The 20,705-nt window shown below is 68.1% G+C and carries 19 protein-coding genes; 7 read left to right on the forward strand and 12 right to left on the reverse strand.

What is annotated here, in order from left to right:
• Positions 1–55 precede the first annotated feature (55 nt).
• Both flgM and PI86_RS01105 read left to right on the forward strand, forming a co-directional pair.
• The gene (gene flgM, locus PI86_RS01100; protein ID WP_014895792.1) at positions 56–385 is read left to right on the forward strand and encodes a flagellar biosynthesis anti-sigma factor FlgM; all 330 of its coding nucleotides are present in this window, start codon (positions 56–58) and stop codon (positions 383–385) included.
• Positions 386–470: 85 nt separating this feature from the next.
• Positions 471–911, forward strand: a complete 441-nt coding sequence (locus PI86_RS01105; protein WP_039317824.1) for a flagella synthesis protein FlgN — start codon at positions 471–473, stop codon at positions 909–911.
• 96 nt (positions 912–1,007) lie between these two features.
• Here PI86_RS01105 and PI86_RS01110 read toward each other — a convergent pair whose 3' ends face one another.
• Positions 1,008–2,858, reverse strand: coding sequence for a M24 family metallopeptidase (locus tag PI86_RS01110; RefSeq protein ID WP_014895790.1), 1,851 nt, complete (start codon positions 2,856–2,858; stop codon positions 1,008–1,010).
• 438 nt (positions 2,859–3,296) lie between these two features.
• Between PI86_RS01110 and PI86_RS01115 the strand changes: the two genes are divergently transcribed.
• Positions 3,297–4,115: a helix-turn-helix domain-containing protein gene (locus PI86_RS01115; RefSeq protein ID WP_039317829.1), complete on the forward strand. Its 819-nt coding sequence runs from the start codon at positions 3,297–3,299 to the stop codon at positions 4,113–4,115.
• A gap of 49 nt (positions 4,116–4,164) precedes the next feature.
• On the opposite strand, the gene PI86_RS01120 is transcribed toward PI86_RS01115, so the two are convergent.
• From PI86_RS01120 to PI86_RS01135, 4 genes are all read right to left on the reverse strand, one after another.
• Positions 4,165–5,406, reverse strand: a complete 1,242-nt coding sequence (locus tag PI86_RS01120; protein WP_039317832.1) for a multifunctional CCA addition/repair protein — start codon at positions 5,404–5,406, stop codon at positions 4,165–4,167.
• Positions 5,403–6,050 carry a glutathione S-transferase family protein gene (locus tag PI86_RS01125; RefSeq protein WP_039317836.1) on the reverse strand — a complete coding sequence of 216 codons (648 nt, stop codon included), beginning with the start codon at positions 6,048–6,050 and terminating at the stop codon, positions 5,403–5,405. Before PI86_RS01125 ends, PI86_RS01120 begins: the two co-directional genes overlap by 4 nt.
• 55 nt (positions 6,051–6,105) lie before the next feature.
• Positions 6,106–7,062 (reverse strand): complex I NDUFA9 subunit family protein, encoded by a 957-nt coding sequence (locus PI86_RS01130; RefSeq protein WP_014895786.1) that lies wholly within the window; start codon positions 7,060–7,062, stop codon positions 6,106–6,108.
• Positions 7,063–7,406: 344 nt separating this feature from the next.
• A complete protein-coding gene (locus tag PI86_RS01135) occupies positions 7,407–9,359 on the reverse strand; it encodes a lytic transglycosylase domain-containing protein (protein ID WP_039317839.1) in 1,953 nt (650 codons plus the stop codon).
• Between the two features lie 8 nt (positions 9,360–9,367).
• Here PI86_RS01135 and PI86_RS01140 point away from each other — a divergent pair, with 8 nt between their 5' ends.
• The gene (locus PI86_RS01140) at positions 9,368–9,976 is read left to right on the forward strand and encodes a 5-formyltetrahydrofolate cyclo-ligase (RefSeq protein WP_052319343.1); all 609 of its coding nucleotides are present in this window, start codon (positions 9,368–9,370) and stop codon (positions 9,974–9,976) included.
• Between the two features lie 86 nt (positions 9,977–10,062).
• Here the strand turns inward: PI86_RS01140 and PI86_RS01145 are convergent, their stop codons facing one another.
• Complete coding sequence (locus tag PI86_RS01145) at positions 10,063–10,575, reverse strand: winged helix DNA-binding protein (protein WP_014895783.1); 513 nt, start codon at positions 10,573–10,575, stop codon at positions 10,063–10,065.
• A gap of 148 nt (positions 10,576–10,723) precedes the next feature.
• Here PI86_RS01145 and pxpB point away from each other — a divergent pair, with 148 nt between their 5' ends.
• From pxpB to pxpA, 3 genes are read left to right on the forward strand one after another with little or no spacing between them, the layout of a single operon-like run.
• Positions 10,724–11,380: a 5-oxoprolinase subunit PxpB gene (gene pxpB / locus PI86_RS01150; RefSeq protein ID WP_014895782.1), complete on the forward strand. Its 657-nt coding sequence runs from the start codon at positions 10,724–10,726 to the stop codon at positions 11,378–11,380.
• Positions 11,377–12,444, forward strand: coding sequence for a biotin-dependent carboxyltransferase family protein (locus PI86_RS01155; protein ID WP_039317847.1), 1,068 nt, complete (start codon positions 11,377–11,379; stop codon positions 12,442–12,444). Before pxpB ends, PI86_RS01155 begins: the two co-directional genes overlap by 4 nt.
• Before the next feature lie 55 nt (positions 12,445–12,499).
• Entirely contained in the window at positions 12,500–13,264 is a 765-nt protein-coding gene (pxpA, locus tag PI86_RS01160) for a 5-oxoprolinase subunit PxpA (RefSeq protein WP_014895780.1), read from the forward strand.
• Positions 13,265–13,834: 570 nt separating this feature from the next.
• Here pxpA and PI86_RS01165 read toward each other — a convergent pair.
• The 6 genes from PI86_RS01165 to PI86_RS01190 all read right to left on the reverse strand — a co-directional run bounded on the left by PI86_RS01165 (position 13,835) and on the right by PI86_RS01190 (position 20,664).
• A complete protein-coding gene (locus PI86_RS01165) occupies positions 13,835–14,980 on the reverse strand; it encodes a TraB/GumN family protein (protein ID WP_014895779.1) in 1,146 nt (381 codons plus the stop codon).
• Positions 14,973–15,989, reverse strand: coding sequence for a peptide ABC transporter ATP-binding protein (locus PI86_RS01170; protein WP_014895778.1), 1,017 nt, complete (start codon positions 15,987–15,989; stop codon positions 14,973–14,975). The genes PI86_RS01165 and PI86_RS01170 overlap by 8 nt, the downstream gene beginning before the upstream one ends.
• A complete protein-coding gene (locus tag PI86_RS01175) occupies positions 15,986–16,984 on the reverse strand; it encodes an ABC transporter ATP-binding protein (protein ID WP_014895777.1) in 999 nt (332 codons plus the stop codon). The genes PI86_RS01170 and PI86_RS01175 overlap by 4 nt, the downstream gene beginning before the upstream one ends.
• Position 16,985: 1 nt before the next feature.
• Complete coding sequence (locus PI86_RS01180; protein ID WP_039317851.1) at positions 16,986–17,903, reverse strand: ABC transporter permease subunit; 918 nt, start codon at positions 17,901–17,903, stop codon at positions 16,986–16,988.
• A 4-nt stretch (positions 17,904–17,907) separates the two neighbouring features.
• Positions 17,908–18,918, reverse strand: a complete 1,011-nt coding sequence (locus PI86_RS01185) for an ABC transporter permease subunit (RefSeq protein WP_014895775.1) — start codon at positions 18,916–18,918, stop codon at positions 17,908–17,910.
• Positions 18,919–19,035: 117 nt separating this feature from the next.
• Complete coding sequence (locus tag PI86_RS01190; protein WP_014895774.1) at positions 19,036–20,664, reverse strand: ABC transporter substrate-binding protein; 1,629 nt, start codon at positions 20,662–20,664, stop codon at positions 19,036–19,038.
• Positions 20,665–20,705 lie beyond the last annotated feature (41 nt).

Here is a 20,705-nt window from a genome sequence, read left to right on the forward strand (position 1 = left end):
TAAAGTTCGGGCCGACCCGGCCGTTATCTGGGTCATACCGTCCAGGAAACCCATCGTGAAGATCGATTCCACTCCGAACCCGAGCCCACTCGCGTCGACCGGCAACGGCGCGACCCGCGCGCAATCCGGCGCGGCTTCGTCGTCCGCGCAGGCGGCCGACGCAGGATCGACCGGCGGCGACACGACCGTGAACCTGTCGGGTTTGTCCGGCCAGCTGCGCTCGGTGTCGGCCTCCGGCAGCGCCGACATCGACACGGCCCTCGTCCAGTCGATCAAGGACGCGCTGAACAACGGCACGTTGACGATCGACGTGAACAAGATCGCCGACGGCGTACTGAATACCGCCCGCGACCTGCTGCAACGGCAGCGCTCGCAGGGTAACTGAGCCGGCCCGGGGCCCGTCACGCCCTGACCGGTCCCCTGGTTTGCCGGCATGCGGAAACGCGTGCCGGCGCGACGAGCATGACGCGATGAGAGAAGAGCTGCTGGCCACGGTCAACGACGAACACGCGACGGTCGAAGCGTTCGCGTCCCTGCTCGCCTACGAGGAAAAGGCGCTGACGACGCCGGAGCCGCTTGAAATGCTGCCCGGCATCGTCGAGAAGAAAAGCGCGCTGATCGACCGGCTCGCGCAGCTCGAGCGCACGCGCGACACGCAGCTGTCCGCGCTCGGCTTTCCGGCCGGCAAGAAAGGGATGGACCAGGCCGCCGAGCGCGATGCGCGCCTCGCCGGCCGCTGGCAACTGCTGCTGCAGGCCGCCGAACGCGCGCGCCAGGCCAATGCGACCAACGGGATGCTGATCCGGATCCGGATGGACTACAACGAGCGTGCCCTCGCGGTGCTGCGCTCGGCCCCCGCGCCGGCCGGCGTGTATGGGCCCGACGGGCGTGTGTCGGCACTGATGCGCTAATGCGCCGATTGCACTGACATCATGATCGCGCCGGCGCATCGACGCGCCGGCTGCGCATCGCGCGGCCCTGCTGCGGCCGCGCGCACCTTCCCCGTCTTACAACAGCGGACACGCGGTGACCTGCGTGCCGCGCTCCACGCAAAGCCGTTCGTAGTCGCGCAGGTACGTGCGCTCGTCGTCGTCCAGCAGCGTGACATCGATCAGGTCCCAGTCGTAGCCGACCGTGACGATGTTCTCGAACGCCACGGTGTCCGACTCTTCGTCATCCGCGCGCACGATCACGATGTTCTCGATCCGCACGCCGCCCTTGCCCTGCAGGTAGATGCCCGGCTCGACCGAAATCACCGCATTCGGCACCAGCCCGTACTTCGCGCCCGGCGCGAACCGCACGCCACCCTCGTGCACGTGAATCCCGACACCGTGCCCGGTGCCGTGGCCGAAGTCGTAGCCGTGATCGCGGCACACCTGGCGCACCGTCGCGTCGACGTCGCCGCCCGTCGCCGCTTTCGGGAAGCGCGTGACGAGCCCCTTGATGCAGGCCTTCAGCGCGACCGTGTAGATCTCGCGCTGCCACGGCTGCGCCACCGTGTCCGGATGCGTGCGGCGCAGCACGACACGCGTGCAGTCCGTCGCGAAACCGGCGTCGTAGTACGCGCCGCTGTCGAGCAGCACCAGTTCGCCTTCGGTCAGCTCGACCTCGGCGCTCGCCGCCGTGTAATGCGCGAACGCGCTGTTCGCGCCGTTCGCGGCGATCGACGGGAACGTCAGCGCGACCGCCGAGCGTGCGCCGTACGCGTCGTTGATCGCACGCGCCAGGTCGTATTCGGTATGGCGCTGCCCCGGCTCGCCGGCCTTCGCCCAGCGCATCGTCTCGGCGATCGCCGCCGAGCTGCGCGCGAACGCGTCGCGGAACCGGTCGAGCACGGCCGGCGTCTTGCCGGCCCGCAGCGCCTCGACCGGATTGAAATCGGCGTGGCGTGCATGCGGCCACACGCGGCGCACCGACTCGACGAGCGCGCAGTTGACCGACTCGAAGCCGTAGCACACGTGATCGACCGCGAACTGCGCGAGGAAGCGCTCGAGTTCGGCGAAGTCGCGCCGGATCACGTGCAGCGCCGGATACGACGCCAGCTCGACCGGGCACGCGTCGCAGCCCTCCGGCAGGAACAGCGCGACCTGCTCGCCGACCGCGAACAGGAAGCCCAGGTGCGACGACGCATTCGGGATGTGATAGCCGCGGCTGTTCAGCAGATACGCGAGGTCGTCCGATGCGCACGTGAAAAACGCAGTCTTGCCGTGCGCCGCGCCGGTGTGCGCGGCGAGCCGCCGGTTCAGCGTGTCGAGGTTCTGCGCGACGCTCGCGCCGGTCATCACTTCGGGCAGCTCGAAGATCGGCCGCTCGACCACCCAGCCCGGCAGCGCGATCGCGCGGTCGATCTCGCGCTCGGCCAGGCTCGTCCAGTCGAGCGACGCAGCCTGCGTCTGCTCGATCAGCCGGTCGCGCTGCGCGACGCTGATCCGCAGCGCGTCGTAGCCGACCCGGGCGAGCCGGCTCGCGTGCGCGACCAGCCAGTCGGCCAGCGCCTGCCAGATCGTCACGTTCATCCCGAGCTTCTCGATGCGCACCTGCGCCGGGTCGCACTGCTGTTCGGCCTGCAGGTGATAGCGGCCATCGACGAACAGCACGAACGGCGGCACGCCGAGCGCCTGCGCGGTCGCCGCACTCAGGAAGATCCCGCAGCCGGCCGAGCCGTCGAAACCCGACAGCGCGTAGCGCGGGTTGTTGCGGCGTGGCAGGTATTCGGTGATGTATTCGTCCTGCGACGTGACCACTACCGCGTCGAGCCGCGCTGCGTCGAGCAGGCGCGACAAGCCGGCCTGCGTGTCGGCGACGGACGCGTCGTACGAGGGAAGGCCGGAGAAGCTGTATTTCAGTCGATCGATCATCGGATGCCCGTTATTGATTGTCGTCGGCGGACAGCGTCACGCGGCATGGCGCACGCGTGAAGCGACACACCGCCCGTGCGTGGATGACGCGCGGCCCGGCGAGCGGCCGGGCCGCGGTGCCGTTCCAGCGGCAGACCCTCGGGAAAGTTTTGTCTCACTTAACTTTGTTTGATGCGTGCGACAGAATCTAGAGCACGCTGAAATTGAGGTCAAGCTAAAATTTTCGTAGGGTTAAAATTTCCGGCATGGCGCCCGACGGCGGCGCGGCCCTGCACGGCCATACGCGGCGCAGCGCCGTCCGGGCGCCACCGCGCGCGGTACAATGCGCCGGCATCGTCGTCCCGACGGCCGTGTTTCGTGCGATTCGCGGAAAGCCACATCCCGGCGACAGCACCGCCCCTCCGCTCGCCTCCCGACTCGTTGCCACGAAAGAGATTCATGGATTCAGACATCATGCGTATCGGCCAGCGCATTCGCCGCCTGCGCCGGGAAGCGAAGAAGACGCTGCTGGAAGTCGCGACCGAAGCAAACCTGTCGGTCGGGTTCCTGTCGCAGGTCGAGCGCCATCTGACCGGCATCTCGCTCTCATCGCTCGTCAACGTCGCGAAGGCGCTGAACGTGCCGCTCGGCACGCTGATCGACCAGCCGCGCCAGGCGCAGCCCGACTCGCACGCGGGCCGCCGCGAACCGTACGCAGTCGACGCCGCCTCGCAGTGGTACGAGCGGCTGTCCACCACCTTCGACGGCAGCCAGCTCAACGCGCTCAAGGTGCGGATGATGGAGGGCTACCGTTCGGAATGGGTCGCGCACGGCGGCGACGAGTTCGTGTACGTGCTGACCGGCCGGATCTGCTACACGATCGGCAAGAAGGATTACCCGCTGTCGCCCGGCGACTCGCTGCACTTCGACGCGAGGAAGCGCCATCGCGTCGCGAACGTCGGCGACGGGCCCGCCGAGCTGATCGCGGTCGGCACGCTGCCCCTCTTCGACGACAACTGCGGCGAGTTGGGGACCGCGGCGATGAAAATCAGGCTGCTCGCGCGCGACGCCGGCGCGACGCCGGGCGAGCCGCGCGTGAGCCGCCGCGATCCCGCGCCGAAGCGCGAACGCGACGCGGACGCGCACGCGGCAGCGCCCGCCGACAACCCGGCCCGCGCAACGGCAAAGCCGGCTGCCGGGAAGCCGCGCACGGCCGCCGGCAAACGTCCGGCTGCCGCCGCCCCGGCCCGCCGCGCCACCCCGCGTACGAAGAAATAACGGCCGCGGCCGAGCGGCGAACCACGCCACCCGAGCGCGTCGTCCCAGGCTATTCGGCGATCGCCAGCGCCTGCTTGACGGCCTCGACCCGCGCGCGATGCACGGCCTCCTTGATCTGCATCGCGTCGTTGCCGATCCCGCGCGCGATCGCGCCCGCGTCGACGCTGCGCGCGGCCACCAGCGCCACCCGCAGCCGCTCGGCCTGCGGATACGGCTGGGTGTCGAGCCCGAGCCGGCCGCGCGCGTCCGACTCGCACGCCTGCAGCATCTCGGCGAAGCGCGCCGGCTTGCGCAGCGCGTCGCTACGCTCGAAGAACCGCACCAGCGCGGCGGCGCCCATCTCCATCACGCGATGCAGGTTTCCGTGCTCGCGCGCGACCACCAGCGCGAGGTCGCGGCAGTCGTTCGGCACGCGCAGCCGCTCGCACAGCGGCTTGAGCAGGTCGACGCTGCGGCCTTCGTGGCCGACATGGCGCGGCAGCACGTCCGCGGGCGTCGTCGCCTTGCCGAGATCGTGCGTGAGCGCCGCGAAGCGCACCGGCAACGAATAGCCCTGCTTCGCCGCATAGTCGACGACCATCATCACGTGCACGCCGGTGTCGACTTCCGGGTGGTAGTCGGCGCGCTGCGGCACGCCCCACAACGCGTCGATCTCGGGCAGGATGCGCGCGAGCGCGCCGCAGTCGCGCAGCACCGCGAACATCCGCGACGGCTTTGCCTCCATCAGCCCGCGCGCGATTTCCTGCCACACGCGCTCGGGCACCAGCGCATCGACCTCGCCCGCGTCGACCATGTGCCGCATCAGCGCGAGCGTTTCGTCCGCGACCTTGAAATCCGCGAAGCGCGCGGCAAAGCGCGCGATCCGCAGGATCCGCACCGGATCCTCGACGAACGCGTCGCTCACGTGCCGGAACACGCGCGCACGCAGGTCGGCCTGCCCGTCGAACGGATCGATCACCGGGCCGACCAGCGCACCCTTCGGGCTCACTTCGCGCGCCATCGCGTTGATCGTCAGGTCGCGCCGCGCGAGATCCTCGTCGAGCGTCACGTCCGGCGCATAGTGGAACTGGAAGCCGTGATAGCCGGCCGCCGTCTTGCGCTCGGTGCGCGCGAGTGCGTATTCCTCCTGCGTGTCCGGATGCAGGAACACGGGAAAATCCTTGCCGACCGGCCGGAAGCCCTGCGCGGCCATCTGCTCCGGCGTCGCCCCCACCACCACGTAGTCGCGGTCCTGCACCGGCACGCCGAGCAATTCGTCGCGGATCGCGCCGCCTACTGCGTAGATATTCATGGCTGCGGTTCGTATTCGGCAATCACGTTGGTCTCGCCGCGCGCGTCATCGATCCAGCGCTGCACCGCCGGCAGCGCCGTCACGCGCGCCGCGTAGCCGGCCGCGTCCGGCGACAGCGCCGGCTCGTACGTGTTGAAGCGCATCACGACGGGTGCATACATCGCATCGGCGATCCCGAATTCACCGAACAGGAACGGCCCGCCCGATGCCTCGATGCACGCGCTCCACAGCGCGTCGATGCGCGCGACGTCGGCGAGCGCATCGGGCGTCGCGCCGCGCCCCGGCATCGACGCGCGCACGTTCATCCCCATCTGCGTGCGCAGCGCGGCGAAACCCGAGTGCATCTCGGCCGAGATGCAGCGCGCATGCGCACGATCGAGCGGATCGGCCGGCCACATCGGGAATTGCGGATAGCGCTCGGCGAGCGTCTCGGCGATCGCGAGCGAATCCCAGATCGCGACGCCGTGGTCGTCGATCAGGCACGGCACCTTGCCGGTCGGCGAATACTCGCGAATGCGCGCGGCCGTGTCGTCGCGGCGCAGCTCGATCGCGATCTCGTCGAACGGGATACCGAAATGCGCGAGCAGCAGCCACGGCCGCATCGACCACGACGAGTAGTTCTTGTCTCCAATGACGAGTTTCATGGCGATGTTCCGAAAAAGCGCGAAAGTGAATGACGAAAGCGACGGCCCGCGCCGCCTAGCGGCGCGAGCGGAACCAGTCGAAGCGGGAGCGCTGCGCGGCGTTGCCGAGATACGCGGGCGCGATGCTCTCGAGACTCGCCGGCGACAGCCCGAGTTCCGGCGCGAGCGGCCCGGACAGCACGTTCGGCACCGACATCGACGCGAGATTGTCCCGCGTGAGCACCGGCTCGCCTGGCAGGCATTCGAACACGCTCGCCTGCAGCCGCGCGAGCGCGTCGGGCAGCCGCACGATGCGTGCCTGCCGGCCGACCAGCGTGCCGCAATAGCGCACCAGTTGCTCGAGCGTATAGACGGTCGGCCCGCCGAGCTCGTAGGTTCTGCCGTACGCGGCCGCGAGATCGAGCGTGTTGACGAACGCGCGCACGACGTCGCCGACGAACACCGGCTGGAAACGCGCGTCGGGCATCGCGAGCGGCAGCACGGGCAGCGTGCGCTGCAGGTTCGCGAACGTGTTGAGGAAAGCGTCGCCGGGACCGAACACGACCGACGGACGGAAGATGGTCAGCGCGAGCGAATCGGTCGCCGCGACCGCATGCAGCGCGGCCTCGCCGTCGCCCTTCGAGCGCTGGTACATGCTCGCACCGTGCGAATCGGCGCCGAGCGCGCTCATGTGCAGCACGCGCTGCACGCCGACCTCCACGCACGCGGCGGCCAGCGCGGCCGGCAGCGCGACGTGCGCGCGCTCGAACCCGGGCCCGTACGGCGTCCCGCGGCCGCCGTGCAGCACGCCGACCAGATTGACGGCCGCGTGCGCGCCGGCGACGAACCGGGCCAGCGTGCGCGTATCCAGCGCGTCGAGCTCGACGATCTCGACCGGCAGCATCTGCAGGTGGCGCGCGTGTTCGCGCCGCCGCGTGCCGATCCGCACCTGCTTGCCGGCGTCGATCAGCGCATTGACGAGCCGGCTGCCGATGAAGCCGGTGCCACCGAGCAGCGCGACGGTCTGATCCATGTTCCGAACCTCAAAGGGGCTGTTCACGCTAATAACGGGCTTGCGAACGAGCCTTGCCGGCTGCAGTGCAAGAAGCAAGGAGCGCCGTTTGGCCGAGCCAAACAAGCGACGCGCGACGCCGCAATGCGGCCGGCAACGCTCGTTCCCCTGACCGGGAAAAATCATAAATGGGGCTGGCCGCCAGAAGGGCCGATCGCTGCATCATGCTCCTTGCGAATACGTCGAGTATTCGCTTCGTCGCATTCCTTGCGCGCGGCCCTTCTGGCGGCCAGCGCAAGCCCGTTATTCGCGTGAACCGCCCCTTCACACGGCCGCGTCTCGCGCGGCAGTGTGAAGATTGTCGATCAGGGCGAGATCATGCCCAGGCGTTTCTTCAACGACTGCGGTTTGCCCTCGAAGAGCGCCGCGTAGTAGACGGTATTCGACAGCACGTTCTTCACGTAATCGCGCGTCTCGTTGAACGGAATCGTCTCCGCGAAGATCGCGCCTTCGACCGGCTGCGTCAACACCTGGCGCCACTGGCGCGGCCGACCCGGGCCCGCGTTGTAGCCGGCGGTGGCCAGCACCGGCGAGCTGTCGAAGTTGTTGTAGATGTCCGCCAGATACCAGGTGCCGAGCTGGATGTTGGTGTTGATGTCGTGCATCTGCGCGCGCGTGATGGTGCCCATCCCGAGCTTCTTCGCGACCAGCTGCGCGGTGGCCGGCATCAGCTGCATCAGGCCGCCCGCACCGACCGACGAACGCGCGTTCGTGATGAAGCGCGATTCCTGGCGAATCAGCCCGTATGCCCATTCGATGTCGAGGCCCGACGACTGCGCGTAGCGCTCGACGATGTCGCGGTACGGCGACGGGTAGCGCAGCGTGAAGTCGTGCTCGGCCTTCGTGCGGTCGGCCGTGTTGACCGTGCGGTCCAGCAGGTCGACGCGCTTGCCGTATTCCGCGGCCGCCAGCAGCTGGCGATCGGTCATCCCGCGCAGCGGCCAGTTCCATTCGCGGTTGCCTTCGAGGCGCAGGTTCAGCCCGTAGAAGCGCTGCGCGAGCGCGAAGCCCGGAATCTTGCCCATCGCGTCGACCTCGGCGTCGCTCACCTTCGTGCGCGGCGGGATCGACGTGCGCTGGCCGAGCTCTTCGCCGGCGAGCTGCCCGTAGAAGTTGAACTGGCCGGCGACCTGCTCGAATTCCTGGTTCGCCTGCAGCGTGTCGCCGCTCTGCTTGAGCGCGCGCGCATGCCAGTAGATCCATGCCGGATCGTCGCGCAGCGACGGCGGCATCTGCTCGATCGACCAGCGCACCATCGGCCAGTCGCCGGCCAGCAGCGCGGCGCGCGTACGCCATTCGTAGCCCGGATTCGACAGCGGCGCATTCGCGGATTTCGCGTACCAGACCGACGCGAGCGGCGAGCGCTTGATCGCGCCCTGGTAGCCGATCGCACCCCACGCGATCGCCTGTTCCTGCTTCGTCAGCGACGCGGCGACCGACGTCAGCATCCCCGCCGCCGCGTCCGGATCGTTGCGCGCCATGCGGCCGAGCGCGATCAGCGCGAGCTGGTGCGATGCCGCGTCGGAGCCGACGCCGCGCGCGAGGTACAGCGGTGGGGCGCTCGTCGCCTGGTCGAAGCCGGCCGGGCGCTGGCCGAGCGCATCGACGATCTTGCCGCCGAGCGTCGTGTAGTTCTGCTCGTACGCGAGGCGTGCCTGCTGCCACACGTCGTCGCTCGTCAACTGCTGGTTGATCGCCAGCGCGGTAATCAGGTCGACACAGGCATCGCCGTAGTATTTCGGTTCGACGAGCAGCGCACGCGCCGCCTCGGCGACGTTCTCGCCGCGCGCCGCGCGCGATTCGAGCGCGTAGCACTTGACCTGTGTGTCGTCGTCGAGCACGAAGCGCTTGTACTGGTCGTCGAAGTTGCGCCAGTCGTGGCGCGCGCCGAGCACGAGCAGGTAGTCGTTGCGCAGGCGATCGGCGATCGCCTGGCCGTCGTAGCGCTGCAGGAACGACTGCACGGGCGCGTCCGGCGCATCGACACGCGCGCGGCCCGTCGAATCGAACAACTGCGGCTTGATCTGGAAATACTCGACGTAGGACGGGACGGGATAGTTCGGGATCATCGACGCGAGCTGCGCGGCCTTCGCGGCGTCATTGCGGCGCGCGGCTTCGCGAAGCTGCACGAAGATCTGGTCGTCCCCGGCGAGCGTGTCGTCGCCCGGTGCGGCGCACGCGGCCGTGCCCGCGACGAGCGCGGCGGCCGAAAGCGTGAGCGCGACCGCGCGATATACTCGGAAAAGGCTGTTCGACATCGTTTTGAATGGAGCACGAATTGAGCGAAAGCATAGCATGCAACCCTGTGCCTAACCCGAAGGTTGCGCTGCGCAAAACGCTGTCCGGCGCGCGTCGTGACGCCGCGTCGCAGCCCGCCACGAACGCCGCGCTCGACGCGCGGCTGCGCCTGTTGCTCGCACGGCTCGCGCCGCGCACGGTCGGCTTCTACTGGCCGCTGCCGGGCGAATTCGACGCGCGCGACGCGGTGCTCGCGTGGTCCGCGGCAGGCGCGGGTCGCCGCGCTGCGCTGCCCGTGATCGGCGAGCGCCACACGCCGCTCGAATTCCATGCGTGGGACGCACACACGCCGATGCGCGAAGGGCATCACCGGATTCCGGAGCCGGCGTCGGGCGTCGTCGTCGTGCCCGACCTGTTGCTGATTCCGTGCGTGGGATTCGACCTGGAGCGCTACCGGCTCGGCTATGGCGGCGGCTATTACGACCGCACGCTCGCCGTGTGGCCGGGCGACACGCTGCCGGTGACGGTCGGCATCGCGTATGAAGCATGCCGCGTCGATGCGCTGCCGGCCGAGGCGCACGATCTCGCGATGCGCTGGATCGTGACCGACGGCGCACTCTACCCGGCTGCCGGATGACCCGGCGCGCGACGGAGCGGCCAGCGCCGGACGCGCGTCAGCATCATGCTGCGCGCACCGTCGCTCAGCGCACCGTCCGCAATCGTTTACAACGACGCCGCCGCGCGCGCGGCGGTGTCGTAGAGGCCCGATGCGTGGCGCAGCAGCTGCGCCGCGTCACCGATCTGCTCGTTGGTGAGGCCGCTGTCCTTCAGCGTCTCGATCAGGCAATGTTCGCGCACCTCCCGATACTTCAGGCACAGATCGCGGCCCGCGTCGGTCGCGAAGAAGAACACTTCCTTGCCGCTCTTCTCGCTCTTCACATAGCCGCGGGCGATCAGTTTTTTCAGCGCATAGGTCGCGACGTGCGTATCCTCGATATTGAGCACGAAGCAGATGTCGGCGAGCTTCTTCTTGCGTTCGCGATGGCTGACGTGATGCAGCAGCGACACCTCGACCGCCGTCATGTCCTTCGCGCCCGCGGCCGACATGCAGCGCACCATCCAGCGGTTGAACGCATTGCCGGCCATGATGAGCCCGTATTCGAGTTCCGACAGCTCCGCGCTCGAATCGGAAACGAGGTGTTCGGATGACACGATCTTGGTCGGAGGACGCTTCATGGACATGCGGAGCAAGCAGGTTGTCAGGGTGTGCCGAGTGTACGACAGAAGCATCGGCACGCGAGCTAGGCAAAAACGCTTATTGGTAAGTTATCGATATCTTATTGACAATGTGCGCTAACATTGCCGTCCGAACCGTGCCAGTCCGATGACGCAACCCCGCATTTATCCGCTCGGCGATGCCGCCCTCGTCTGCGAGGTGCCGCCGCCCGCCACGCTCGATTGCCAGCGCCGCGTCTGGGCCGTCGCCGAGGCCGCGCGCGCGTGGCCCGACGTGATCGACGTCGTGCCGGGCATGAACAACCTGACCATCGTGTTCGACGCGCTCGCCGCGACGGCCGAGTCGCTCACGCCGGCGCTGCGCGACGCGTGGGAGACGGCCGACGTCGAGCACGCGGACGGCCGGGAGATCGAGATTCCGGTCGAATACGGCGGTGCGGCCGGCCCCGACCTGGCGGCCGTCGCCGCGCACACGGGGCTGTCGACCGACGAGGTCGTCGCACGCCATGCGGCCGGCGAATACGTCGTGTTCTTCGTCGGGTTCCAGCCGGGCTTCGCGTATCTCGGCGGCCTCGACGCGTCGCTGCACACGCCGCGCCGCGCCGCGCCGCGGCTGGAAGTGCCGGCCGGCTCGGTCGGCATCGGCGGTGCGCAGACCGGCATCTATCCGGCCACGTCGCCCGGCGGCTGGCAGCTGATCGGCCGTACGTCGCACGTGCTGTTCGACCCGGCCCGGCCGCAGCCGACGCTGCTGCTGCCCGGCGACCACGTGCGCTTCACCATTGCGGGAGTCGATGCGACATGAGCCAGAACACCGCACCGGGCACCATCGAGGTGGTGCGCGCCGGCCCGCTGTCGACCGTGCAGGATCTCGGCCGCCGCGGCACGCGCCATCTCGGCGTCGCGCAGGGCGGCGCGCTCGACGGCCTCGCACTCGAAGTCGGCAACCGGCTCGTCGGTAACCGCGCTGACGCGGCGGCGGTCGAGATCACGATCGGCCCAGCCGCGTTCCGCTTCACGCGCGCGACGCGCATCGCGATCACCGGTACCGAATTCGGCGCGACGCTCGACGGCAAGCCCGTGTATTCGTGGTGGAGCCTGCCGGTCGAAGCCGGGCAGACGCTCGTGCTGCCGGCCGCGAAACGCGGAATGCGCGGCTACCTGTGCATCGCGGGCGGCATCGACGTGCTGCCGATGCTCGGCTCGCGCAGCACCGATCTCGCGTCGCGCTTCGGCGGCCTCGGCGGCCGCACGCTACGCGACGGCGATCGGCTCCCGGTCGGCGTGCCGCCGGCCGGCGCGGGCTGCCTGGCAGCCGACGCACCCGAATTCGGCGTGAAGGCGCCCACCTGGTGCGCGTTCGTGCGGGTCGACGAGCCGCCGCGTCGCCACCGCCCCGCGCATGCGCCGTGGGCGATGCCCGTGCGCGTACTGCCGGGTCCCGACTACGCATCGTTCGCGGCCGACTCGCAGCAGGCGTTCTGGGACGAGGAATGGCTCGTCACCGCGAACAGCAACCGGATGGGCTACCGGCTCGCCGGCGCCGAGCTCGTACGCGAGCGGCCGGCCGAGTTGCTGTCGCACGCGGTGCTGCCCGGTACGATCCAGGTGCCGCCGAACGGCCAGCCGATCGTACTGATGCACGATGCGCAGACCACCGGCGGCTATCCGAAGATCGGCACGGTGATTCGCGCGGATCTATGGAAACTCGCACAGGCGCGGCTCAACCTGCCGATCCGGTTCGTGCGCACGACGCCCGACGCCGCGCGCGCCGCGCTGACCGCGGAACGTGCGTATCTGCGGCAGATCGACGTCGCGATCGAGATGCGCGAGGAAACGCGCCGCCGCGCGCAATCGCGCGCGGCGTGACAATGGCAACAGCGGCACGGAGGACGCGCCACGCCACCAGTGGACGAGGGACATCATGGAAATCGATCTGAATGCCGATCTCGGTGAAGGATGCGGATCGGACGAGGCGCTGCTCGATCTCGTCACGTCGGCGAACATCGCGTGCGGCTGGCATGCCGGCGGCCCCAATGCGATGCGCGACTGCGTGCGCTGGGCCGTGCAGAAAGGCGTGTCGATCGGCGCGCACCCGAGCTTTCACGATCCGGAGAATTTCGGCCGCAAGGAAATGCAGCTGCCGGCCGGCGAGATCTACGCGGGCGTGCTGTACCAGCTCGGCGCGCTGTCGGCGATCGCGCAGGCCGAAGGCGGCCGCATCGCGCACGTGAAGCCGCACGGCGCGCTGTACAACCAGGCCGCGCGCGACCCGATGATCGCCGACGCGGTGGTGTCCGCGATCCACGACTTCGACCCGTCGCTCGCCGTGTTCGGGCTCGCGAACAGCTTGTTCGTCGCGGCCGCGCGGCATGCGGGTCTCGCCGCGGTCGAGGAAGTGTTCGCCGATCGCGGCTATCGCGCGGACGGCTCGCTGGTGCCGCGCAGCCAGCCCGGCGCACTGATCGACGATGAAGACACCGTGCTTGCGCGCACGCTCGACATGGTGCGCGAGCGGCAGGTGCGCGCGGTGAGCGGCGAATGGGTGCCGCTCAATGCGCAGACCGTCTGCCTGCACGGCGACGGCCCGCATGCGCTGGCGTTCGCGAAGCGGATCCGCACGGCACTCGAGGCAGCGGGCGTCGACGTCGTCGCGCCCGGCGCGCTGCAGGCCGACGAAGGCGCGTAACGTCCCCGGCCCCCCGGCCCCCGGTCCCCGCCGTCGCCGGACGAAAACCGCCGCACCAAAGAAAAAAGCGCCCTCGTGGCGCTTTTCTGTTGGCGCAATCGCCGCGGACTTCGCCGTCTGTCGATTCGCCCCCCGAAGCCGTCGGTCGACGGCGACCGGAAAGATGCTCCGGATCAAAAAACGTCCGCCGCCGCCCGATTACCGCTTCCCCCGGTCGGACGACGGAACGTCGCTTATCTGCAAGTCTGTCGCATGCATTTGTTCTGCCGACGATGTTTGGCCCCGCCGTGCATGCAGACACTCCGTGGCCGGCACGTACATCACGTGCCGGCTACGCTAACCCCGCGCTTTGTTTTTGCTACCCCGTAGAACTTTTTCTATTCTTTTCATTTTTTCAACTTGTGGGATGAAGAATAGAGATTGCCAGAACCGGATGTCAATCGTTTTAAACGCTATTTTCTGAAGATTCGAGGGTTTTCCTTATCGGTGCGCACGGCTGCACCAGCGCCTCGCAGCGCGTGCGCGCCATCGATCAGACAGAGGGAGATCTGTCCATGCGACCTGCCGGGATCAGTTCGCGTCGACCCGGTATCCTTGCTGGCGCAACAATTCGAGTACACCGCGCTGGCCACCCAGATGCAGCGCGCCGATCGCGACGAACAGCGGCCGGTTCGGCGCGGCGATTGCCGTCATCCGTGCAACGAAGCGCCGGTTGCGCTCGTACAGGATCTTGTTGTCGATCGACGCCGACAGTGCCTTCGAACGGGCCAGCCGCTCGCTCTTCGCAACCGCCCACGCCGAGATCGCGTCGGCGTCGCCAATTTGCCACAGCCGGTGCAGCGCCTTGATGTCGTCGGCGTTCTGCGCCGGGGTCTGCACCATGTCCTGGGCGAGCATCTCGCGCTGCTCGGCGAGCGTCAGCCCAGTGAATGCGCGCATCTGCTCGGCGAGCGTCTCGAGCCCGATCACGCGGCCACCCGTCTTCTTCAGGAACACGTTCTGCAACTGCGCCTCGGTGCCGTACTCGGTCTGCAGGCCGGCCGACAGCGAGTCGTAGGTCTCGACGACGAGCGCCGCGAGCCACGGCCGCATCCGGCGGATCTCCGCGAGCGCGGCCGGGTTGCCGCGCAGGCGCGCCGCGAGCCGCTGCCACAGCGGCTCGGGCAGCATGCGCTGCAGGCACGGGTAGCGGCACACGCCGTACTTCGACACGTCGTCCTGCGATTCGAGCAGATCGTCGGGCGACAGCTCGAGCGCGACCGTCGGCGACGCGGCGAGCGCCGCGAGGATGCGCGGCCGGAACGGCTGGGCGGGCGGGTAGTCGGACGGGTCGCCCGTATGCAGCGTGCCGAGCACGTACAGCGTGACCTTGCCCTTGGTGGCGACATAGAACGGCATGCGCGCAGGCTGCACACGCACCGTGCCGCGCGCGACCGTGCCGTTCGACACGGACGGCACGTGGAAGCCCGGCAGGTTCAAGCCCGGTGGCGGAACCTGCGACGGACGGATCGGCGAACTCGCCGGCGCGCGCCCTTCGGCACGCGCGGCGTCGACGGGAACCAGCACGCTGGCGGCCACGCACGCGCCGGCCAGCGCCGCGCCCGTGACCGTGCGCACGCTCCAGCGCCGTGCGTTGCGGCACGCGCGCATCACACGCGCGCTGCCGGCCCCCGAACGGCGCACGCCAGGCGCGCGCGCCGCCAAACCATCAGGCATTCGCCTCCCCCACCTCCTCGGCGCGATGGCAGGCCACGCGGCGTCCGTCGACGTCGCGCAGCTGCGGTTCCTCGACGCGGCAGCGCTCGACCGCGTACGGGCAGCGCTGGTGAAACGCGCAGCCCGACGGCGGATTGAGCGGCGACGGCAGCTCGCCCTGCAGCTTGATCTGGATCCGGCGGTCTTCTTCGAAGATCGCCGGCGTCGCCGACATCAGCGCGCGCGTGTACGGATGGCGCGGCCGTGCGTAGATCGTCGCCTTGTCGCCGAGCTCGGCGACACTGCCGAAATACATCACCATCACGTCGTCCGCCACGTGCTCGACCACCGACAGGTTGTGCGAGATGAACACGTAGCTCGTCTTGAACTGCTCCTGCAGATCCATGAACAGGTTCAGGATCTGCGCCTGGATCGACACGTCGAGCGCGGACACCGGCTCGTCGGCGACGACGATCCGCGGATCGAGGATCATCGCGCGCGCGATCGCGACCCGCTGGCGCTGGCCGCCCGAGAACATGTGCGGATAGCGCTTCGCATGCTCGGGCCGCAGGCCGACCGTGCGCATGATCTGCGCGATGCGCTGCGCGCGCTCGGTGGCCGTCAGGTTCGTGTTGATCTCGAGCGGCTCGGCGAGCGTCTGCTCGACGGTCTTGCGCGGGTTCAGCGACGCGAACGGGTTCTGGAACACCATCTGCACGCGGCGGCGCAGGTCGGCGACCGTCTCGCGGTTCGCACCGGCCACGTTCTTGCCGTCGATCACCAGGCTGCCCGCGGTGGGCGTCTCGATCATCGTGAGCTGGCGCGCGAGCGTCGATTTCCCGCAGCCCGACTCGCCGACGACGGCGAGCGTCTTGCCGCGCTTCAGCGTGAACGACACGCCGTTCAGCGCCTTCACCGTGCCCTGCCCGAACATCCCGCGCTTGACCGTGTAGTGCTTCGCGAGCTGGTCGGCGACCAGCACCGCGTCCTCGTCGTGCGGCGTGGCACGCGTTTCGTGGACTGCATTCATCGTGCGCCTCCCGTCAGGTCGAGGTTGGAAACATTGAGCGGCTTGATGCAGCGCGCACGCATCGCATCGTTGCCGGACACCAGCGTATCGAGCGCCGGACGTGCCTTGCGGCAATCGTCGACGACATACTTGCAGCGCGGCGCGAACAGGCACCCGGACGGGCGATCATCGCGGCCGGGCACCATGCCGGGCAATGCGGCAAGGCGACGCGCCCCCTGATTGTGCTCGGGAATCGCCGCGAGCAGCGCTTCGGTATACGGATGATGCGGCGCACGGAAGATGTCCGGCACGCGATTGGTCTCGATGACCTCGCCCGCATACATCACCGCGACGCGCTGCGCGACCTCCGACACCACGGCCAGATCGTGCGAGATCAGCACGAGCGCCATGCCGCGCTCCTTCTGCAGCTTCACGAGCAGATCCATGATCTGCGCCTGGATCGTCACGTCGAGCGCGGTGGTCGGCTCATCGGCGATCAGCAGCTTCGGATTGCACGCGACCGCCATCGCGATCATCACGCGCTGGTTCATCCCGCCCGACATCTGGTGCGGGAACGCCGTGATGCGGTTCTTCGCATCGGGAATCCCGACCTGGTCGAGCAGTTCGAGCGCGCGCCGGTGCAACGCGTCGCCGCGCAGCCCTTCGTGCAGCTTCAGCACCTCCTTGATCTGGTAGCCGACCGTGTAGCTCGGGTTCAGGCTCGTCAGCGCGTCCTGGAACACCATCGCGATGTCCTTGCCGACGATCTTGCGCCGCGCCTTCGGCGACGCCTTCAGCAGGTCCACGCCGTTGAACGTGACCTCGTCGGCCGTCACCTTGCCGGGTGCGTCGATCAGGCCCATCAGCGCCATCATCGTCACGCTCTTGCCCGAGCCCGATTCGCCGACGACGCCCACCACCTCGCCCGGCGCGATCGACAGGTTGATCCGGTCGACGGCGGGCAGGCCGTTGAAGTTCACCGCGAGATTGCGGATGGTCAGAAGATTCTGGGTCATGTCAGGCCATCCGCTTCAGTTTGGGATCGAGCGCGTCGCGCAGCCCGTCGCCGAGCAGGTTGATTGCGAGCACCGAAATCAGGATCGACAGGCCGGGCATCGTCACGATCCACCATGCGTTGTCGATGTAGTCGCGCGCGGATGCAAGCATCGCGCCCCACTCGGCGGTCGGCGGTTGCACGCCGAGGCCGAGGAAGCCGAGCGCGGCCGCATCCAGGATGGCCGACGAGAAGCCGAGCGTCGCCTGCACGATCAGCGGTGCCGTGCAGTTCGGCAGCACCTGCGAGAACATCAGGCGCAGCGTGCCGGCACCGGCCACGCGCGACGCCGTCACGTACTCCTTCTGCAGCTCGCCGAGCGCCGATGCGCGCGTGAGACGCACGTAGGCCGGCAGCGCGACGATCGCGATCGCGAACATCGTGTTGGTGAGACCCGGGCCGATGATCGCGACGACCGCGACCGCGAGCAGCAGCGACGGCAGCGCGAGCAGCACGTCCATGATGCGCATCACGGCCGTGTCGGCCCACTTCTGGAAGAACGCGGCGACCAGCCCGAGCACGATGCCGGGGATCAGCGCGAGTACGACCGACACGAAGCCGATCCAGAACGACATCCGCGCGCCGAACATCAGGCGGGACAGAATATCGCGGCCCGCTTCGTCGGTGCCGAGGATGAACTTCCAGTTGCCGCCGTCGAGCCACGCGGGCGGGATCTTCACGAAGTCGCGGTATTGCTCGACCGGGCTGTGCGGCGCGATCAGCGGCGCGAACACTGCGACCAGGATCAGCACCAGCACGACGATGCCGGCACCGACGGCGCCGCGGTTGCGCGAGAAGTTGGCCCAGAACTCGCGCAGCGCGAGCGCACGGCCGCCGGCCGGCGCGGATTCGGTCGGCAGGGTGTTTTGCAGATTGCTCATGGAATTACCTCGTGTGGCGAATGCGCGGATTCAGCACGCCGTACAGCAGGTCGACGACCAGGTTCACGACGATCACGAGTGTCGCGATCAGCAGGATGCCGCCCTGGACGACCGGATAGTCGCGGCGGCCGATCGCATCGATCAGCCATTTGCCGACACCGGGCCACGAAAAGAGCGTCTCGGTCAGCACGGCGCCGGCAAGCAGCGTGCCGATCTGCAGGCCGATCACGGTGACGACCGGGATCAGCGCGTTGCGCAGCGCATGCACGACGACCACGCGTGCGGGCGACAGCCCCTTTGCGCGTGCGGTGCGGATGTAGTCCTCGCGCAGCACTTCGAGCATCGACGAGCGCGTCATCCGCGCGATCACCGCGAGCGGGATCGTGCCGAGCACGATCGCAGGCAGGATCAGGTGGCTGACCGCCGACTTGAACGAGCCTTCATCCGGCGCGAGCAGCGCGTCGATCAGCATGAAGCCGGTCGGGTGCGGGAAGTCGTATTCGACCGCGATGCGCCCCGACACGGGGGTCCAGCCGAGGTAGGACGAAAACACCATGATGAGGATCAGCCCCCACCAGAAGATCGGCATCGAGTAGCCGGTGAGCGCGGTGCCCATCACGCCGTGATCGACGACCGAGCCGCGTCGCAGCGCGGCGATCACGCCGGCCGGCAGCCCGACCGCGAGCGCGAACACGAGCGCGCACAGCGACAGCTCGACGGTCGCCGGGAAGCGCGCGAAGAACTCGCCCGCGACGCTGGTATTGGTGATGATGGACGTGCCGAGGTCGCCGTGCAGCGCCCGGCCGATGTAGTGGATGTACTGCATGGGCAGCGGCTGGTCGAGCCCGAGGCGTTTCATTGCCTCCGCATGCATCGCGGGATCGACGCCGCGCTCGCCCATCATCACTTCGATGGGGTCGCCCGGTATCAGGTGAATCAGCGCAAACGCCAGGATGGTGATGCCGATGAAGGTCGGGATCACCATGCCCACGCGGCGCAACACGAATGTGAACATGATGCGTCTCGTATTTTCTTGTGGGAAATGTGCGACCGGCGACGGGAAGCTTTTGGCCTCCCGCCGCCGGATGAGTTAGCCGGTCTCGATCTTCCTGGACAGCTTACACGGGCCGTATTACTTCACGCCGACACCGTCGAAGCGTGCGTAGCCAAGCGGCTCGATGCGCATGTCGACCACGTTCTTGCGTACCGGCTGGTAGACCGTCGAGTTCGCGATCGGCGAGAACGGCAGTTGCTGCGCGAAGATCTGCTGGGCCTGCGTGTAGATCTTCGTGCGCGCGTCCTGGCCCGTCGTCGTGCGACCCTTCTGGATCAGCTCGTCGAACGGCTTGTAGCACCAGTGCGAGAAGTTGTTGCCCTTGATCGCTTCGCAGCCGAGCAGCGTGCCGAGCCAGTTGTCGGGGTCGCCGTTGTCGCCCGTCCAGCCGATCAGCATCGTGTCCTGCTCGCCCGTGTGCGCGCGCTTGATGTACTCACCCCACTCGTACGTGACGATCTTCGCCTTCACGCCGATCTTCGCCCAGTCGGCCTGAATCATCTCGGCCATCAGGCGGGCGTTCGGGTTGTACGCGCGCTGCACCGGCATCGCCCACAGCGTGATGTCGAAACCGTTCGGATAGCCGGCCTTCGCGAGCAGCGCCTTCGCCTTCTCGGTGTCGTTCGGGGCCATCTTCAGGTTCTTGTCGTACGACCATTGGGTCGGCGGCATCGGCGCGCTGGCGGCCTGGCCTGCGCCCTGGTACACGGACTCGAGGATCGCCTTCTTGTTGATCGCCATGTCGAGCGCCTGACGCACTTCGAGCTTGTCGACCGGCTTGTGCTCGACGTTGTACGCGAGGTAGCCGAGGTTGAAGCCCGGCTGCGACGGCATGTCGATGCCCGAGTCGGCCTTCAGCGTCGCGATGTCGGCCGGACGCGGATAGCTCATCACCTGGCATTCGTTGCGCTTGATCTTCTGCACGCGCACACCCGGGTCGGGCGTGATCGAGAAGATCAGCTTCGACACCTTCACCGCGCCCTTCTTCCAGTAATCAGGATTGCCGTCGAAACGGATCGTCGCGTCCTTCGTGTAGCTGCGGAAGATGAACGGGCCCGTGCCGACCGGCTTCTGGTTGATGTCGGCGGCCTTGCCGGCCTTCATCAACTGATCGCCGTATTCGGCCGACAGGATCGACGCGAATTCCATCGCCATGTTCTGGATGAACGGCGCGTTCGGCTCGGACAGCGTGAACTTCACGGTGTACGGATCGACCTTCTCGACCTTCGTGATCAGCTTGTCGAGGCCCATGTCGGTGAAGTACGGGAACGACACCGGATACGCCTTGCGGAACGGCTGGTTCGGATCGAGCATGCGCTCGAACGAGAACACGACGTCGTCCGCATTGAACTCGCGCGTCGGCTTGAAGAAGTCGGTCGCGTGGAACTTCACGCCGTGGCGCAGGTGGAACGTGTACACCTTGCCGTCGGACGAGACGTCCCACTTCTCGGCGAGGCCCGGCTCGACCTTGGTGCCGCCGCGCTCGAATTCGACGAGACGGTTGTAGACGGTGAACGTGGCGGCGGTGAAATCGACGCCGGTCGTGAATTGCGCGGAATCAAAACCCGCCGGGCTGCCTTCTGAGCAGTAGACGAGCGTTTTGTTCGGGATCTGTGCGAATGCAGAACCCGCGACGCCGAGCGATGCCGCTGCCACGCCTGCAATGGCGGTAACACGCAGGGTGTGCAACAGACGGTTGTATTCCATGTTTCCTCCAGGTCTCCAGATCGGAACCGGTCCCCCAGGGG

It is taken from the genome of Burkholderia sp. A9, from assembly GCF_000801975.1.

Bases quoted from the DNA above. Each gene is read 5' to 3' on its own strand.
- PI86_RS01145 (WP_014895783.1), bottom strand. From the start codon at position 10,575: ATGAAGCGTCCTCCGACCAAGATCGTGTCATCCGAACACCTCGTTTCC.
- PI86_RS01130 (WP_014895786.1), bottom strand. From the start codon at position 7,062: ATGGATCAGACCGTCGCGCTGCTCGGTGGCACCGGCTTCATCGGCAGC.
- PI86_RS01190 (WP_014895774.1), bottom strand. From the start codon at position 20,664: ATGGAATACAACCGTCTGTTGCACACCCTGCGTGTTACCGCCATTGCA.
- PI86_RS01120 (WP_039317832.1), bottom strand. From the start codon at position 5,406: ATGAATATCTACGCAGTAGGCGGCGCGATCCGCGACGAATTGCTCGGC.
- PI86_RS01185 (WP_014895775.1), bottom strand. From the start codon at position 18,918: ATGTTCACATTCGTGTTGCGCCGCGTGGGCATGGTGATCCCGACCTTC.
- pxpA (WP_014895780.1), top strand. From the start codon at position 12,500: ATGGAAATCGATCTGAATGCCGATCTCGGTGAAGGATGCGGATCGGAC.
- PI86_RS01170 (WP_014895778.1), bottom strand. From the start codon at position 15,989: ATGAATGCAGTCCACGAAACGCGTGCCACGCCGCACGACGAGGACGCG.
- PI86_RS01110 (WP_014895790.1), bottom strand. From the start codon at position 2,858: ATGATCGATCGACTGAAATACAGCTTCTCCGGCCTTCCCTCGTACGAC.
- PI86_RS01140 (WP_052319343.1), top strand. From the start codon at position 9,368: ATGGAGCACGAATTGAGCGAAAGCATAGCATGCAACCCTGTGCCTAAC.
- PI86_RS01175 (WP_014895777.1), bottom strand. From the start codon at position 16,984: ATGACCCAGAATCTTCTGACCATCCGCAATCTCGCGGTGAACTTCAAC.
- PI86_RS01165 (WP_014895779.1), bottom strand. From the start codon at position 14,980: ATGCCTGATGGTTTGGCGGCGCGCGCGCCTGGCGTGCGCCGTTCGGGG.
- PI86_RS01125 (WP_039317836.1), bottom strand. From the start codon at position 6,050: ATGAAACTCGTCATTGGAGACAAGAACTACTCGTCGTGGTCGATGCGG.
- PI86_RS01135 (WP_039317839.1), bottom strand. From the start codon at position 9,359: ATGTCGAACAGCCTTTTCCGAGTATATCGCGCGGTCGCGCTCACGCTT.
- pxpB (WP_014895782.1), top strand. From the start codon at position 10,724: ATGACGCAACCCCGCATTTATCCGCTCGGCGATGCCGCCCTCGTCTGC.
- PI86_RS01115 (WP_039317829.1), top strand. From the start codon at position 3,297: ATGGATTCAGACATCATGCGTATCGGCCAGCGCATTCGCCGCCTGCGC.
- PI86_RS01155 (WP_039317847.1), top strand. From the start codon at position 11,377: ATGAGCCAGAACACCGCACCGGGCACCATCGAGGTGGTGCGCGCCGGC.
- PI86_RS01105 (WP_039317824.1), top strand. From the start codon at position 471: ATGAGAGAAGAGCTGCTGGCCACGGTCAACGACGAACACGCGACGGTC.
- PI86_RS01180 (WP_039317851.1), bottom strand. From the start codon at position 17,903: ATGAGCAATCTGCAAAACACCCTGCCGACCGAATCCGCGCCGGCCGGC.